At 68.9% G+C, this 14,542-nt stretch carries 16 protein-coding genes; 12 read left to right on the top strand and 4 right to left on the bottom strand.

Annotated elements, in window-relative coordinates:
• Positions 1 to 71: 71 nt before the first annotated feature.
• Positions 72 to 458, bottom strand: coding sequence for a hypothetical protein (locus TPAU_RS23205; RefSeq protein ID WP_160160272.1), 387 nt, complete (start codon positions 456 to 458; stop codon positions 72 to 74).
• Between TPAU_RS23205 and TPAU_RS23200 the strand changes: the two genes are divergently transcribed.
• Positions 451 to 1,071, top strand: a complete 621-nt coding sequence (locus tag TPAU_RS23200) for a polysaccharide deacetylase family protein (RefSeq protein WP_083773870.1) — start codon at positions 451 to 453, stop codon at positions 1,069 to 1,071. The two genes, TPAU_RS23205 and TPAU_RS23200, sit on opposite strands and share 8 nt — an antisense overlap.
• 55 nt (positions 1,072 to 1,126) lie before the next feature.
• On the opposite strand, the gene greA is transcribed toward TPAU_RS23200, so the two are convergent.
• The 3 genes from greA to TPAU_RS15730 all read right to left on the bottom strand — a co-directional run bounded on the left by greA (position 1,127) and on the right by TPAU_RS15730 (position 2,982).
• Positions 1,127 to 1,621, bottom strand: a complete 495-nt coding sequence (gene greA, locus TPAU_RS15740; protein ID WP_013127742.1) for a transcription elongation factor GreA — start codon at positions 1,619 to 1,621, stop codon at positions 1,127 to 1,129.
• 165 nt (positions 1,622 to 1,786) lie between these two features.
• Positions 1,787 to 2,557, bottom strand: a complete 771-nt coding sequence (locus tag TPAU_RS15735) for a queuosine precursor transporter (protein ID WP_013127741.1) — start codon at positions 2,555 to 2,557, stop codon at positions 1,787 to 1,789.
• The gene (locus tag TPAU_RS15730) at positions 2,554 to 2,982 is read right to left on the bottom strand and encodes a DUF4307 domain-containing protein (RefSeq protein ID WP_041944463.1); all 429 of its coding nucleotides are present in this window, start codon (positions 2,980 to 2,982) and stop codon (positions 2,554 to 2,556) included. The genes TPAU_RS15735 and TPAU_RS15730 overlap by 4 nt, the downstream gene beginning before the upstream one ends.
• A 61-nt stretch (positions 2,983 to 3,043) precedes the next feature.
• Between TPAU_RS15730 and mca the strand changes: the two genes are divergently transcribed.
• From mca to TPAU_RS15675, 11 genes are all read left to right on the top strand, one after another.
• Complete coding sequence (mca, locus tag TPAU_RS15725) at positions 3,044 to 3,910, top strand: mycothiol conjugate amidase Mca (protein ID WP_013127739.1); 867 nt, start codon at positions 3,044 to 3,046, stop codon at positions 3,908 to 3,910.
• Positions 3,907 to 4,206, top strand: coding sequence for a hypothetical protein (locus TPAU_RS15720; protein ID WP_013127738.1), 300 nt, complete (start codon positions 3,907 to 3,909; stop codon positions 4,204 to 4,206). The genes mca and TPAU_RS15720 overlap by 4 nt, the downstream gene beginning before the upstream one ends.
• Before the next feature lie 64 nt (positions 4,207 to 4,270).
• Complete coding sequence (locus TPAU_RS15715) at positions 4,271 to 6,175, top strand: ArnT family glycosyltransferase (protein ID WP_013127737.1); 1,905 nt, start codon at positions 4,271 to 4,273, stop codon at positions 6,173 to 6,175.
• Positions 6,176 to 6,192: 17 nt separating this feature from the next.
• Positions 6,193 to 8,163 carry a thioredoxin domain-containing protein gene (locus TPAU_RS15710; RefSeq protein ID WP_013127736.1) on the top strand — a complete coding sequence of 657 codons (1,971 nt, stop codon included), beginning with the start codon at positions 6,193 to 6,195 and terminating at the stop codon, positions 8,161 to 8,163.
• Positions 8,164 to 8,369: 206 nt separating this feature from the next.
• Positions 8,370 to 9,431 carry a 3-deoxy-7-phosphoheptulonate synthase gene (locus TPAU_RS15705; protein ID WP_013127735.1) on the top strand — a complete coding sequence of 354 codons (1,062 nt, stop codon included), beginning with the start codon at positions 8,370 to 8,372 and terminating at the stop codon, positions 9,429 to 9,431.
• Positions 9,432 to 9,440: 9 nt separating this feature from the next.
• Positions 9,441 to 9,989: a DinB family protein gene (locus TPAU_RS15700; RefSeq protein ID WP_013127734.1), complete on the top strand. Its 549-nt coding sequence runs from the start codon at positions 9,441 to 9,443 to the stop codon at positions 9,987 to 9,989.
• A gap of 46 nt (positions 9,990 to 10,035) precedes the next feature.
• The gene (locus TPAU_RS15695; protein ID WP_013127733.1) at positions 10,036 to 10,791 is read left to right on the top strand and encodes an SDR family NAD(P)-dependent oxidoreductase; all 756 of its coding nucleotides are present in this window, start codon (positions 10,036 to 10,038) and stop codon (positions 10,789 to 10,791) included.
• A 109-nt stretch (positions 10,792 to 10,900) separates the two neighbouring features.
• Positions 10,901 to 11,761: an ABC transporter permease gene (locus TPAU_RS15690; protein ID WP_013127732.1), complete on the top strand. Its 861-nt coding sequence runs from the start codon at positions 10,901 to 10,903 to the stop codon at positions 11,759 to 11,761.
• Positions 11,758 to 12,816, top strand: coding sequence for a taurine ABC transporter substrate-binding protein (locus TPAU_RS15685; protein ID WP_013127731.1), 1,059 nt, complete (start codon positions 11,758 to 11,760; stop codon positions 12,814 to 12,816). Before TPAU_RS15690 ends, TPAU_RS15685 begins: the two co-directional genes overlap by 4 nt.
• Positions 12,813 to 13,598 (top strand): ABC transporter ATP-binding protein, encoded by a 786-nt coding sequence (locus TPAU_RS15680; RefSeq protein WP_013127730.1) that lies wholly within the window; start codon positions 12,813 to 12,815, stop codon positions 13,596 to 13,598. Before TPAU_RS15685 ends, TPAU_RS15680 begins: the two co-directional genes overlap by 4 nt.
• 114 nt (positions 13,599 to 13,712) lie before the next feature.
• Positions 13,713 to 14,486, top strand: a complete 774-nt coding sequence (locus TPAU_RS15675) for an isoprenyl transferase (RefSeq protein WP_041945154.1) — start codon at positions 13,713 to 13,715, stop codon at positions 14,484 to 14,486.
• Positions 14,487 to 14,542 lie beyond the last annotated feature (56 nt).

The following is a 14,542-nucleotide window of genomic DNA, read 5'->3' as shown; positions in this document are numbered from 1 at the left end:
AATGTTGTAGAAGATGACACAAGTGTCTGGAGTGTGCTCTTGAGGCCCAAACAGAGCCGAAAGGTCCGCAACTATGCGGTCGGCGGAAGTGCGCTGGTGATCGCCGGCGCCATCGTCGGCGCATGCACGGTCAACGGGACGTCCACCGACCGGGCCGGATCGAGTCTGACCTTCGACCCGTTGCCGTCCAGTACACCGTCCGCCGCCCCCGGCGCGGGACTGAGCCCCGGTGCGTCGGCGAGCCCGCAGCCGAGCTCCGCGGCATCGTCTCCCGCCCCGCGGACCATGACCGTGGTGGTACCGCCGCCGGCCCCGACCGCGCCGAACCCGAACGCCGGAGCCGCGCCCGCGGCTCCCGCTCCGGCCCCCACCGTCCAGGCACGGCCCGGCGATGCGCCGCCCGCGCCCGCCCGGGCCGCGGCGCCGAGCCCCACCGACGTACCCCGTGCGGTGTCCAAGCCCGTGTACCTGCCGGACGGCACCGTCGACTGCGCCCAGAGCAAGTGCGTGGCGCTCACCTTCTCCGGCGGCCCCGGGCCCGCGACCAGGCAATTCCTGCAGACGCTCGACCAGCACAATGCGCGCGGCACGTTCTTCGTGACCGGTGCGCAGGTGACGCTGAATCCCGACATCATGGTCTCGATCGCCGGCACCGGCAACGAGGTGGCCAACGGCACGTGGTCGCAGCCCGATATGACCACACTGTCGGCGGCCGAGCAGGACACGCAGCTCGCGCAGACCAACCAGGCCGTGAAGCAGACCGTGGGCATCACGCCGACCCTGTTCCGGCCGATGGGCGGCCACACCTCGCAGGCGGTCGTGGATGCGGGGAAGAAGCAGGGACTGAGCCAGATCCTCTGGGACCTGGACACCCAGGACTACAACTACCAGGGAAATCCTGACGGCCTGACCCAGGTGCTGATGACGATGAAGCCCGGCCAGATCGTCATGCTGCACGACACCTTCCTGGCGTCGGCGACGGCTCTGGACCGGGCTCTGGCGGACCTGTCGAAGCAGGGGTACGCCTTCGTCACCGTCAGTCAGCTCCTGCGCACGCGTTCGGCGGGGTAGGCGAGACCAACGACGACGCGGGCTCACTCCGACGGAGTGAGCCCGCTTCCATCTCTTACGAGTGGTACGGCTCCGCGCTCACCAGGGTGACCTTGATGGTGGCGCCGCTGGGGATCGTGTACTCGCGGCTCTCGCCCACCTTCGCGTCGATCAGCGCAGCACCGAGCGGGGAGTTCGGGGAGTACACCTCGAGCTCGCCGTCCTGCGCGCCTTCTTCGCGGGTGGCGATGAGGAAGGTCTCGGTGTCCTTCTCGTCGCCGTCGTAGTACACCTTCACGACCGAGCCGGGCAGGGCCACACCGGACTGGGTGGGCGCCTCGCCGACCTTCGCGTTGTTGAGCAGTTCCTGCAGCTGGCGGATGCGCGCCTCCTGCTGGCCCTGCTCCTCGCGGGCCGCGTGGTAACCGCCGTTCTCCTTGAGGTCGCCCTCTTCGCGGCGCTCATTGATCTCGGCGGCGATGACGGGGCGGTTGGCGATCAGCGCGTCCAACTCGTTCTTGAGGCGCTCGTGCGACTCCGGGGGCAGCCACGTCACCTGAGTGTCCGTCATGTCACTTCCGTTCGTCGTAGTGGTTCAAGGGCCGCATCCGGGCGACGTGCCCGAACGCGGTCCGGCCCCGGTCGGTGCCGGGGCCCGAAATGCAGCAATACACGGCTCCAGCGCGGAACCGTGTATCCCGCAATCTTACCATGACTATCGGCATGGTGCCGTGGATCACGTCCTGAGCAGGGCTTCCTGGTACGTGGGTTCGCGGCGCTTGAGGAACGCGCAGGCCGCGTAGCTCAGCGGCATGATGGCCACCTCGACGAGTGTCTTCCAGACGAAGCCGATGATCGTGTACGCGACGAACTCCGATCCGGTCCAGCCGATCGCGGGCGCCGCGATCGAGCAGAACACCACGGTGTCGAAGAACTGGCCCACCACGGTGGAGCCCAGCAGCCGCGACCACAGGTGCTTCTCGCCGGTCCAGGCCTTCATCTTGACCAGGACGTAGGAATTCATGAACTCACCGACCACGTAGCCCGCGAGGCCCGCGAGCAGCAGCATCGGGACCACGGTGGCTACTGTGTCGAACGCGGCCGCGGTCTCCTTGGCGTCCTCCGGGGCCGGCAGCAGGCTGGTGATCCACATGCACAACGCGGCGAGCGTCAACATGGCGAAGCCGACGGCGATCACGCGGCGCATCGCCCGGAATCCGTAGACCTCGGAGATCACATCGCCGAGGACGTAGGCGAGGGGGAAGAGGTAGAACGCGCCGTCGGTGGGCAGGCCGTCGAAGGTCAGGCCGAGGATCTCGAAGTGCAGCGACGACGCCCACAGGCTGACCGCCTTGGTGCCGGTGATGTTCGAGATGATCATGACGCCGACGAAGGCGCCGACGAGCGCGGGGAAGTAGGGACTGGAGATCCTGGCGAAGGCCGGGCCGCGGGTGCGGGCCGGCCGCCCAGACTTCGGTTCGGTTCCGGAGGTGTTGTCAGTGCTCACGAACGGTCAAGGTACGCGGGCACGTCGGTTCCGCAACCGAAGACGTCCCCGACCGCGGCCGGAGCGGTGGTGCGCACCTCACTGCTGACCACCACGACGGGGTCCGACGACGGCGGCACGTAGAACTCCCGGCGCCCCAGCTCGTCGCCGGCCTTGTTCTTCGCTCGCACGATGCAACTGACCGGCTGCGAGGCGTCCTTGCGGGTGACGGTGACCTGCACTTCGACCGTGGAATCGGACACCACCGAGTATCCGGCGGTCTCGCCCGTGACCGGCTTTCCCGCGAACTTCGAGTACCCCAGGTAGGCCAGGCCGACACCGAGGACCACCACCACGACGAGCCCGATCACCAGCAGGCGCCGCGTGCGGTGGGGATCCTGCTCGTCGGGATACCGATCGGACGGCCGGGCGGGGACGGTGGACATGTCCTCCATCGAAGCACACCCGGCGCGGCGTCCCGTCGGCCGATCAGGAAGACTGGAGCGCATGACCGGATACCGGCTACTCGCCGTTCACGCACACCCGGACGATGAGTCGAGCAAGGGCGCCGCGACGATGGCGCGCTACGCCGCCGAGGGCGACGACGTGCTCGTCGTGACTCTCACCGGCGGCGAACGGGGCGACATCCTCAATCCCGCGATGGACGTCGCCGGAGTCAAGGACCGCCTGCCCGAGGTCCGCCGTGAGGAGATGGCCAAGGCCGCCGCGATCCTCGGCGTGCAGCACCAGTGGCTCGGATTCGTGGATTCGGGCCTCCCCGAGGGCGACCCGCTGCCCCCGCTGCCCGAGGGCAGCTTCGCGCTGGAGCCGCTGGAGATTCCCGTCGAGCGCCTGGTCCGCGTGATCCGCGAGTTCCGTCCGCACGTGATGCTCACGTACGACGAGAACGGCGGCTACCCGCATCCCGACCACATCAAGACCCACGAGGTGTCGATGGCCGCCTACGAGGCCGCCGCCGATCCGCAGCAGTTCCCCGAGGCCGGCGAGCCCTGGCAGATCTCGAAGGTCTACTACAGCCACGGTTTCCTGCGCGGCAAGTTCCAGGCCTTCGCCGACGAGTTCGAGAAGGCGGGCCTGGACAACCCCTACGCCGAGTGGCTGGAGCGGTGGAAAGACGAGAAGAACGACATGATGGCCCGCGTCACCACGCAGGTCGAATGCGGTGAGTACTTCCCGGTCCGCGACGACGCGCTGCGCGCCCACGCCACGCAGATCGATCCCAACGGCCCGTTCTTCGCGGTGCCGATGGAATGGCAGCAGCGACTGTGGCCCACCGAGGAGTACGAGCTCGCGAAGACCAATGTGAGCACGCGGATGCCCGAGACGGACCTGTTCAGCGGAGTCGAGAAATGATGAGTGTGCTCCAGTTGGCGTCCGACGCCGTCATCTTCCTGGCCGACGATCCGAAGCCCAAGGGACCGGAATTCGGCAAGGCCACCCCGCTCGGCCTCGCCGTGATCGTCGCCCTCCTCGCGGTCACGTTCCTGCTGATCCGGTCGATGAACAAGCACGTGAAGAACCTCCCTGAGTCCTTCGACGACGAGCAGCCCGGCGAGGGCGACGAGGCCGGCGGTACCGACCACGCCGGCGTCGAGCATCGCGCGGATTCCGGGACGCCGGACGATCCGGGGCGCGACCGCACCCCGTAGGCCTCACAGCCACCTCCCAGCCGGTCCCACGGCCCCGCCCAGGGCGATCGGCGAGATTCAGGGGGTGAAGCATCTGACTCCGCGGCGCGCCGGCGTGGCCGCGCTGCTCGCCCTGACGGCGATCCTTTACTGCTGGAACCTGTCGATCAACGGCTACGGCAACGACTTCTACGCGGCTGCGGCGCAGGCGGGCGGGCTCGACTGGAAAGCCTGGCTGTTCGGATCGCTCGATCCGGGCAATGTGATCACCGTCGACAAGCCGCCCGCCGCGCTGTGGGTCACCGGGCTGTCGGTGCGGATCTTCGGGCTCTCCTCGTGGTCGGTGCTCCTGCCGCAGGCGCTGATGGGCGTGGGCACCGTGGGCCTGGTGTACCTCACCACCCGGCGGCTGCTGGCCTCGCTCACCGACCGGATCGCCACCGGCGGTGCGCTGCTCGCCGGGGCGGTGTGCGCGCTGACCCCGGCCGCGGTGCTGATCTTCCGGTTCAACAACCCCGATGCGCTGCTGGTGCTGCTGATGACCGCGGCGGCGTACTGCACCGTACGGGCCTGCCAGGCAGCGTCGTGGCGCTGGCTCGTGGCGTGCGGCGCCGTGCTCGGTTTCGCGTTCCTCACCAAGATGTTGCAGGGCCTGCTGGTGCTCCCCGGTTTCGGCCTGGCGTATCTGCTCTTCGCGCAGACCCCGTGGCTGCGACGGGCTCGTGACCTCGCGTTCGGGACGCTCGCCGTGGTCGTCTCGTCCGGCTGGTACGTGCTGCTGACGGTGCTCTGGCCCGCGTCCTCGCGGCCGTACATCGGCGGGTCGAAGGACGGCACGTTCATGGACCTGGTGCTGGGCTACAACGGGCTGGCGCGGATCGTCGGCAACAGCGGGGGATCCGATGGATCGGGTGGCTTTCCCGGCGGCGGGAGGGGGCCGGGCGGCGGTGCGACGGGCACGTCGTTCGGCGGCACTCCCAGCCTGGCGCGATTGTTCAGCAACGAGTTCGGCAACGAGATCTCGTGGCTGCTGCCCGCGGCACTGCTGGTGCTGGTGGTGGGCATCGCCCTCGTGGCACGCCGGCGCCTCGAACGCGATCTGGCGTTGGGCCTCACGGTGTTCGGCACGTGGCTCGTGGTGACCGGCGTGGTGTTCTCCTTCATGAGCGGCACGGTGCACCCGTACTACACGGTGGCGTTGGTGCCCGCGATCGCAGTCCTGGTCGGCGGCGGCGCCGCGGTCGCCTGGAGCAGGCGGTCGACGGTGCCGGGGACGGCCGCTCTGGTGGCGCTCGTCGTGGCCGCGGGCGGCTGGGGCGTCGTGCGGGCCTGGCGTGCGGGCTACGCGTGGCCGGCGCTGGGGATCGTCGTGGGGGTGCTGACCGTGGCCGCGGTGGTGGCACTGGTCGTGTCACGCTCGGGTGGCCGGCGGGCGGTGGCGGCGTCGTTGACGCTGGCGCTGCTCGCCGGTGGCATCGCCACCGCGGCCTTCAGCATCTCTACCGCGGGAACCGCACACAGCGGCGGCGTACCGACCGCGGCGCAGACGGCGAAGGCGGGCAACGGTTTCCCGGGCGGTATGCGTCTCGGCGGTGACGGCGCCGACGGTGGTGATCGTCCGGCGGAAGCCCCCGACGATCGGCCGGACGGGGGAGTGCCCGGCGAACGCGGGGCCGATGCCGCGGTCGTCGCGCTACTGAAGACCACCGGCACCGACTGGGCGGCAGCGGTGAGCGGTGCCCAGAGTCAGGGTCCGCTGCAATTGAACTCGGGCCGCCCCGTGATCGCCATCGGCGGCTTCAGCGGATCCGATCCCGCGCCTACGCTCACGCAGTTCCAGCAGTGGGTGCGCGATGGCCGAATCGGCTACTACATCGCGGGCGGCGGATTCCGGCGCGGCGGCGGCGAATCGGCGATCGAGACCTGGGTGAAGCAGAACTTCACCGCGACCACGGTCGGGAGTTCGACGGTCTACCAGCTCGCCCGATAGCGGCCTACGCTGGTGGCGTGAGTAATCGACTCGGCGCGTCCACCAGCCCGTATCTTCGCCAGCACGCCGACAACCCGGTGCACTGGCAGGAGTGGTCGGATGCCGCGCTGGCCGAAGCGGCGGAGCGCGACGTGCCGATCCTGCTCTCGATCGGCTATGCGGCGTGCCACTGGTGCCATGTGATGGCGCACGAGTCGTTCGAGAACGAGGCCATCGCGGCGCAGATGAACGAGGGCTTCGTGTGCATCAAGGTCGACCGCGAGGAGCGTCCCGACCTCGATTCGATCTACATGAACGCCACCGTCGCGATGACCGGACAGGGCGGCTGGCCCATGACCTGTTTCCTCACCCCCGGCGGTGCCCCGTTCTACTGCGGCACCTACTACCCGCCCGAACCCCGCAACGGGCAGGCGAGTTTCCCGCAGTTGCTCGACGCGATCACCGATACCTGGCGCGAGCGCCGCGGCGACGTCGACCGCGTGTCCGACCAGGTGGCCGGGCATCTGCGCCAGGCCTCGTCGGGCCTGCCCGACGGTGCGCCGCCCAGCCCCGGCGACCTCGCCACCGCGGTCGCGACTCTGGTCGCCGACGAGGACCCGTCGGGCGGCTTCGGTCGGGCACCGAAGTTCCCTCCGTCAGCCACCGTCGAAGCCCTGCTGCGCCACCACGAGCGCACCGGCGACGCCGCGGCCTATGCCGTGGCCGTGCGGTGCGCCGAGGCGATGGCCCGCGGCGGCATCTACGACCAGCTGGGTGGCGGTTTCGCCCGCTACGCCGTGGACGCCGACTGGGTGGTGCCGCATTTCGAGAAGATGCTCTACGACAACGCCTTGCTGCTGCGGTTCTACGCGCACCTCGGCCGCCGCACCGGCTCGCCGCTCGCGTTGCGGGTGGCCGATGAGACCGCCGACTTCCTCGTTCGAGACCTGGGCGTCCACGGTGCGTTCGCGTCGTCGCTGGATGCCGATACCGAGATCGACGGCCATGGGGTGGAGGGCGCGACGTACGTGTGGACGCCGTCTCAGCTGGCCGAGGTGCTCGGCGACGACGACGGAGCCTGGGCCGCTGAGGTTTTCGCGGTCACCGACGGCGGCACTTTTGAGCACGGCACCTCCACCCTGCAACTGCGCGGCGATCCGGACCCGGCTCGTCTCGCCGACGTGCGCCGAAAGCTGTTCCACGCCCGTCAGTCCCGCCCGCAGCCCGCACGAGACGACAAGGTGGTCACGGTGTGGAACGGGCTCGCGATCACCGCACTCGCCGAAGCGGGCCGCGTTCCCGACGCCGCCGCGTGCGCTCGCTACCTACTGGAGAAGCACTGGAACGGTGCGACTCTGCGACGCAGCTCGCTCGACGGTGTTGCGGGCGAGGCGCAGGGCATGTTGGAGGACTACGCCGCCCTCGTCACCGGGCTGCTCGCGTTGCGTCAGCGCACCGGTGACACAGCGTGGTCCGACGATGCCGCAGTGATCCTCGATGCGGCGATCGACAAGTTCGCCGACCCGGACGCGTCCGGCGGCTGGTACGACGCACCGTCGGACGGTGAGGCCCTGCTCACCCGCCCGCGGGACCCGGCCGACGGCGCCACTCCGTCGGGCGCGAGCCTGATCGCCGAGGCGCTCACCTACGCCGAGGTGTTGCTGGGGGAACGGTACGCGGGCCTCGCCGCCGCCACCCGCGCCCGGTCGGGGGAACTGCTCCGCCGCGTGCCCCGCGGGGCAGGACATCATCTCGCCGTGGCCGAGCAGGCGACGGCCGGCCTGCAGATCGCGGTGGCAGACGGTGCCGGCGCCGCAGCGCTCACCGCCGAGGCTCGGCGGCTCGCGCCCGGTGGCGCCATAGTTGTTGCTGGAGCTAAAGACTCGCAGGTGCTACTCGAGGGGCGCGGCCCCGTGGACGGTCGTGCCGCGGCCTATGTGTGCCGCGGCACCGTCTGCTCCCTGCCGGTGACCGACGGTGAGACGCTCGCCATAGAGCTCGCCCCTTAGGCTGTGCTACTTTCCTTGATGTGGATATGAACGCGCACATGTATTGGCGCTTTACCGAGGCTCCGGGTGGAGCCGGCGGTGAAGCGCACATGCGCGGATAACGTCAGCCGCACACAACCCGGAGCCCAGGCAGCGAGATCTCTCGCTGCCTTTTTCATTGGCACCGGGCGTTCCCTCTGGTGCCGCACGACACCAGGAAGGTTCACATGACCATCGAGCTTGAGAGTCCGGCGTCCACATCGAATCGTCGGGTCGCCGCGTTCCACGCCATCCCCTCGCCCGTCGCGCTGATGGACGAACTGCCGCTGGCGGCGCGTCTGGCCGCACAGGTCGAGGCCGACCGCACCGCCATCGCCGATGTGATCGCCGGCCGCGACGAGCGGCTGCTGGTCGTGGTCGGGCCGTGCTCCGTCCACGATCCCGAGGCCGCCCTCGACTACGCGCGCAGGCTCAAGCCGATCGCCGATGAGCTCGCCGACGAGCTGCTGATCGTGATGCGCGTCTACTTCGAAAAGCCACGCACCACGGTGGGCTGGAAGGGCCTGATCAACGATCCCGGTATGGACGAGAGCTACGACGTTCCGCGCGGCCTGCGTACCGCACGGCAGCTGCTGCTCGACATTCTGGAGATCGGACTGCCGGTGGGCTGCGAATTCCTCGAGCCCACCAGCCCGCAGTACATCGCGGACACCGTGGCGTGGGGCGCCATCGGCGCTCGCACCACCGAATCGCAGGTGCACCGCCAACTGGCGTCGGGCCTGTCCATGCCGATCGGTTTCAAGAACGCCACCGACGGCAATGTGCAGGTCGCGATCGACGGCGTCCGCGCCGCCGCCGCCCGCCACGTGTTCTTCGGCACCGACGACGAGGGTGTCGCCGCCATCGTCGAGACCGCAGGGAACGACAACTGCCACATCATCCTTCGCGGCGGGCGCATCGGTCCGAACTTCGACGCCGATTCGGTGACCGCCGCCGTCACCGCGCTGGAGAAGGCCGGTATCGCACCGTCGCTCATGGTGGACGCCTCGCACGCCAACTCGGGTAAGGATCACGTCCGGCAGGCTGAGGTGGCGCGTGAGATCGCCGCCCGGATCCGCGGCGGAGAGAAGGGCATCAGCGGCATCATGCTGGAATCCTTCCTCGTCGCCGGCGCGCAGCAGCCCGGCCCGGGGCCGCTGGTGTACGGCCAGTCCGTGACCGACAAGTGCATGGACTTCGCCACCACTGATTCGGTGTTGCGCGATCTGGCCACAGCGGTGGCGCAGTAGATTCGGGGTGTGGCGATCACACCGGATTCCAAGGACTGGACGTGGGTGATGGAGCGGGCGTGCCCGGAATGCGGGTACGACCCGGCAACGGTGCGCCGCACCGACGTCGGTGATCGCATCGCCCGCTCCGCTGTCGATTGGGACACCGTGCTTGCACGACCCGATGCGGGTGTGCGCCCTGAGGAGGGCGTCTGGTCGGCGCTGGAATACGGCTGCCACCTGCGCGATGTGTACCGGATCATGAATGCGCGCCTGCATCTGATGCTGGGTTACGACGAGGCCGCTGCGGACGGCGCCCGGTTCGCCAACTGGGATCAGGACGCCACTGCGATCGAGGACGATTACGCCGCCCAGGACGCGGCCGAGGTGGCCCGCGAACTGGCGTCGGCCGCGGCGGTGTTCGCCGACTCCTACCGCTGCGTGCGCGAGGACCAGTGGAAGCGGCGGGGCCTGCGTAGCAACGGTTCCGCGTTCACTGTCGACTCCTTCGCCCGATACGCCCTGCACGATGCCGAGCATCACCGATGGGACGTGGGGCTGCCCACGGCGTTACGGTGATCGGTGTACCGCGAGTCCGTACCGCCCGCCGAGCCGAGGAGTACCCGTGAGTGAAGTCGCCGTCGTCACTGGAGCGAGCAGTGGGATCGGGGCCGCGACTGCGCGACACCTCGTGCGCGCGGGATTCGACGTCGTGATCGGGGCCCGCCGGCTCGAACGCCTCGAAGACCTCAAGGCGCAGCTGGAAGCCGAGTTCCCCGAGCGGATCGTGACCGCGCTGCCGCTGGATGTGACCGACGTGGAGTCGGTGACGGCCTTCACCGACGCGATTCCCGCCGTCGACGTGCTCGTCAACAATGCCGGCGGCGCCATCGGCACCGAGACGATCGACGCTGCGCACGAAGCGGACTGGCTGCGCATGTACGACATCAACGTGCTGTCGATCCTGCGCGTCACTCAGCGGTTGCTGCCCAAGCTGCGGCAGTCACCGTCGGCCAGCGTGGTGACCATCGGCTCCATCGCCGCCCACGAGGCCTACGCCACGGGGGCCGGGTACAACGCCGCGAAGTTCGGTGCGCGCGCCGTGACCCGCGCCCTGCGGCTCGAACTCAAGGGCGAGCCGATCCGGGTGATCGAGATCGACCCCGGGCTGGTCGAGACCGAGTTCTCGATCGTGCGGCTCCGCGGTGATGTGGACGGGGCCGCCAAGGTCTACGAGGGTGTCGACAATCTGCACGCCGACGACATCGCCGACGCCGTCACGTGGGCCGTGACCCGTCCCCCGCACGTGAACATCGACAACATCACGATCCTGGCGAGGGATCAGGTGAGCGCCCGCGACGTGCACCGCAGGAACGTCTGAGCGGGGTCTCAACCCAATCAGATCGAAACCCTGTACCAGGGGATCGGGATCTGGAAAGGTCACGTCACCGTGCCGCCCGACGCGGGTAGGCCGGACCGAGAGGACGTTCATGGCTGGAGAGCCCCCGCTGCTGCGGGTGAAGAACGCCGTGATCGAACCCCTCCCGGAGGCGGTCCGTTCGTGGCTCGTGCGGATCATCGCCCTGCTCGCGTTCCTCGCGGTGTGGTGGCTGATCAGCGGTCTTCACCTGATCGACGAGAAGTTCCTCCCCACACCGAAGGCCGTGTGGGACGCAGCCGTCCGTGCGAGCACCTGGCATCAGGTGGCGCCCGGCGTGCCGCGTGAGGTACTCGGCGAACAGAACTACTTCCTGTGGGAGCACCTGGTCGCCAGTCTGCAGCGGATCTTCGCCGGCGTCGGTGCCGCGATCATCCTGGGCCCGCTCCTCGGCTTCGCGATGGGCACCTCGAAGACGATCAACACCATCATCGAGCCCTACCTGAACTTCTTGCGCGCACTACCGCCACTCGGGTACATCGGCCTGCTCATCGTGTGGTTCGGCATCGGCGACACCTCGAAGATCTGGCTGCTGTTCCTCGCCGCTTTTCCCGCCATCGCCATCTCCACGGTGAACGGCGTCCAGGGCGTGAGCGTCGACCAGATCAACGCGGCCCGCGCGCTCGGCGCCAACCGGTTGCAGACCGTGCGCGGCGTGGTCGTCCCGGCCACTCTGCCCGAGGTGATCAACGGCATCCGGATCGCCGTCGGCTTCGCCTGGACCACCGTGGTCGCGGCCGAGCTCAACAACGGCATCCCCGGGATCGGCGGCCTCGCTTACCTGGCCGGTCAGCAGCTCAACACGCCGCTGACCATCGCCTGCATCATCGTCATCGGCGTCACCGCGCTCGCGCTGGACGCACTCATCAAATGGATCGGCGTGCTGCTCGTTCCGTGGAAGGGGAAGGCATGATCCGCCGCGCCACCGGGGCTAGCACCGGAGCCCTGAAGGCCGCCGCTCTCGTCGCCATCGGGCTCACGCTCTCGGGCTGCATCGTCGAATCCGGACGGCCCGAGCAGTCCCGGTCGATCGGCGGCGCCACGCCGTGCCCCGTCGCGCCCGATCCGTCGGTCACGGGGACGGTCCGCATCGGCTGGCAGGAGATCCCGAACGGTGACCTCATCGTCAAGGACACCGGCCTCCTGAACACCTGCCTGCCCAACGTGAAGACGGTGTGGAGCAAGTTCTCCTCCGGCGGCGACGTGATCCAGGCCTTCGGCGCCAACTCCCTCGACATCGGGCTGCTGGGGAGTGCGCCCGCCGCGAAGGCCTTGTCGGCGCCGCTCAACATCGACATGAAGGTGATCTGGATCCAGGACCGGATCGGCGCCGCGGAATCGCTGGTCGCCAAGGACCCGGCCGTGAAGACCGTCGGGGATCTGAGGGGTAAGCGGATCGCCGTGCCCTTCGCCTCCACAGCGCACTACAGCCTGCTCACCGCCCTCGACAAGGCCGGTGTCACCGACGCTCAGGTGATCAACCTGGCCCCCGATGCCATCCGCGGGGCCTGGAGCGGTGGGCAGATCGACGCCACCTACATCTGGGAGCCCACGCTGAGCCAGCTCAAGGGAAACCCGGTCACCGACAGCGCGAAGGTCGCGGAGCAGGGTGCACCGACCTTCGACCTCGAAGGCGCGCGCGGGGACTTCGTCAAGGACAACCCGGCCTTCCTCAAGGCCTGGAGCGCGGCCCAGGGATGGGCGGCGAACCTGCTCAACACCGACCCGAACAAGGCCGCCGAGCACATCGCCGGCCAGCTCGGCGTGCCCCTGGAGCAGGTGCTCACGCAGATCAAGGGCTACGCCTACTTCGACCGGGCCACGCAGGCCGGCCCCGACTATCTGGGCGGCCAGCTCGGCGCCGACATCCGCAAGACCGCGGAGTTCCTGCTCCAACAGGGCCAGGTGCAGGGCGTCGGCCCGGCGCAGCACTACACCGACGGTGTGTACGGGGAGGCAGTGAAATGAGCGAGACCGAACGGGTCGAGCTGACCGGTGTGGGCAAGACCTACGACACCGCCAGCGGCAAGACCGTCGCCCTGCAGCCCACCGATCTGACGATCGAACCGGGCGAGTTCGTGTCCATCGTCGGCCCGTCGGGGTGCGGTAAGACCACCCTGCTGCGGCTCATCGCAGGTTTCGAGGACCCCACCGCGGGCATCGTCGAGGTGGGCGGGTCGAAGGTCACCGCACCGTCGGCCGACCGCGGAGTGGTCTTTCAGGCCCCCACCCTGTACCCGTGGCTCACGGTGCGCGGCAACGTCGAGTTCGGGCCCAAGGTGAGCGGAGTCGGCAAGACCGAGCGCCGGGAGCAGGCGCAGAAGCTGCTGGATCTGGTGGGGCTCGGCGACTTCGGAGACAAGCGCCCGTACGAGTTGTCCGGCGGCATGCAGCAGCGGGCGCAGATCGCCCGGGTGCTGGTCAACGATCCTGCGATCGTGCTGATGGACGAGCCGTACGGCGCGCTCGACGCGCTCACCCGCGAGCGGCTGCAGGTGGACCTGCTCAAGATCTGGCGGGGCGCCGGAAAGACCATCGTCTTCATCACGCACTCCGTCGACGAAGCAGTCTTCCTGAGTACCCGGGTCCTGGTGATGAGTGCCCGGCCCGGCCGCGTCGTCATCGACCGGAAGGTGGAGCTGCCGGGGGACGGGCCGGATGTGGTGCGTGATCCGTCCGTGACCGGTACGCCCGAATTCCAGGCCCTGCGCACCGAGCTGGCCGCGGCCATCTACGCCGCGCACGACTGAAGCACCTGGGAACCCACAGGTTCCAGCGGTAGGGTTGCTCGCGTGGTGAGTGCCCCCAGACTTCCCGCGTCGCTGCGCTCCGTATCGCTCCCGACCGGGCCCGCACGCAAGCTCGTGGCCCCCGCATACGCGCTCTACGAACGGCGCCTGATCAGCGATCTGACGGCCGCGTACCGCGACGGTGCGCAGCGTCCCCGGCACGTCGCGGTGCTGTGCGACGGTAATCGTCGCTGGGCTCGGGCAGCCGGATTCGATGACGTCAGCCACGGTTACCGCATGGGCGCGAAGAAGATCGCCGAGATGCTGGAGTGGTGCGACGAGGCGGGGGTCGAGCTCGCCACGATCTATCTGCTCTCCACCGAGAACCTGCGCCGCGACCCCGAGGAACTTGCGGCCCTGCTGGAGATCATCACCGATGTGGTCGAGGAGATCTCCGGACCCGACAAGAACTGGTCGGTGAAGATCGTGGGCGCTATGGACCTGCTGCCCGAGGCCGCGGCTCGCCGGTTGACGGCCGCCGCGGAGGGCACCAAGGGCCGTACGGGCGCTCACGTCAACGTGGCGGTGGGGTACGGCGGCCGCAAGGAGATCGTGGACGCGGTGCACTCGCTGCTCGATGAGAAGCTCCGCGAGGGCGCATCCGCGGAGGAACTGGCCGATGCCGTCACCGTCGAGGGCATCGACCAGCACCTGTACACCTCGGGTCAGCCCGATCCCGACCTGGTGATCCGTACCTCGGGGGAGCAGCGGCTCTCCGGCTTCCTGCTGTGGCAGAGCGCCTACAGCGAGATCTGGTTCACCGAGGCCTACTGGCCCGAGTTCCGGCGGGTCGATTTCCTGCGTGCGCTGCGTGACTACGCGGCCCGGCACCGTCGGTTCGGTGCGTGAGCGGGCAACACACCTGAGGGGAATGCGAAAGATTTCTATCATTCCGCGTGGTGATG

The sequence above is a fragment of the Tsukamurella paurometabola DSM 20162 genome (genome assembly GCF_000092225.1).
GTDB lineage: Bacteria > Actinomycetota > Actinomycetes > Mycobacteriales > Mycobacteriaceae > Tsukamurella > Tsukamurella paurometabola.
This window is presented reverse-complemented; position numbering and strand designations above follow the sequence as displayed.

Excerpts from the sequence above, each read along its gene's own strand:
- TPAU_RS15690 (WP_013127732.1), top strand. The coding sequence starts at position 10,901 with ATGGCTGGAGAGCCCCCGCTGCTGCGGGTGAAGAACGCCGTGATCGAA.
- TPAU_RS15720 (WP_013127738.1), top strand. The coding sequence starts at position 3,907 with ATGATGAGTGTGCTCCAGTTGGCGTCCGACGCCGTCATCTTCCTGGCC.
- TPAU_RS15680 (WP_013127730.1), top strand. The coding sequence starts at position 12,813 with ATGAGCGAGACCGAACGGGTCGAGCTGACCGGTGTGGGCAAGACCTAC.
- mca (WP_013127739.1), top strand. The coding sequence starts at position 3,044 with ATGACCGGATACCGGCTACTCGCCGTTCACGCACACCCGGACGATGAG.
- TPAU_RS15685 (WP_013127731.1), top strand. The coding sequence starts at position 11,758 with ATGATCCGCCGCGCCACCGGGGCTAGCACCGGAGCCCTGAAGGCCGCC.
- greA (WP_013127742.1), bottom strand. The coding sequence starts at position 1,621 with ATGACGGACACTCAGGTGACGTGGCTGCCCCCGGAGTCGCACGAGCGC.
- TPAU_RS15705 (WP_013127735.1), top strand. The coding sequence starts at position 8,370 with ATGACCATCGAGCTTGAGAGTCCGGCGTCCACATCGAATCGTCGGGTC.
- TPAU_RS15730 (WP_041944463.1), bottom strand. The coding sequence starts at position 2,982 with ATGTCCACCGTCCCCGCCCGGCCGTCCGATCGGTATCCCGACGAGCAG.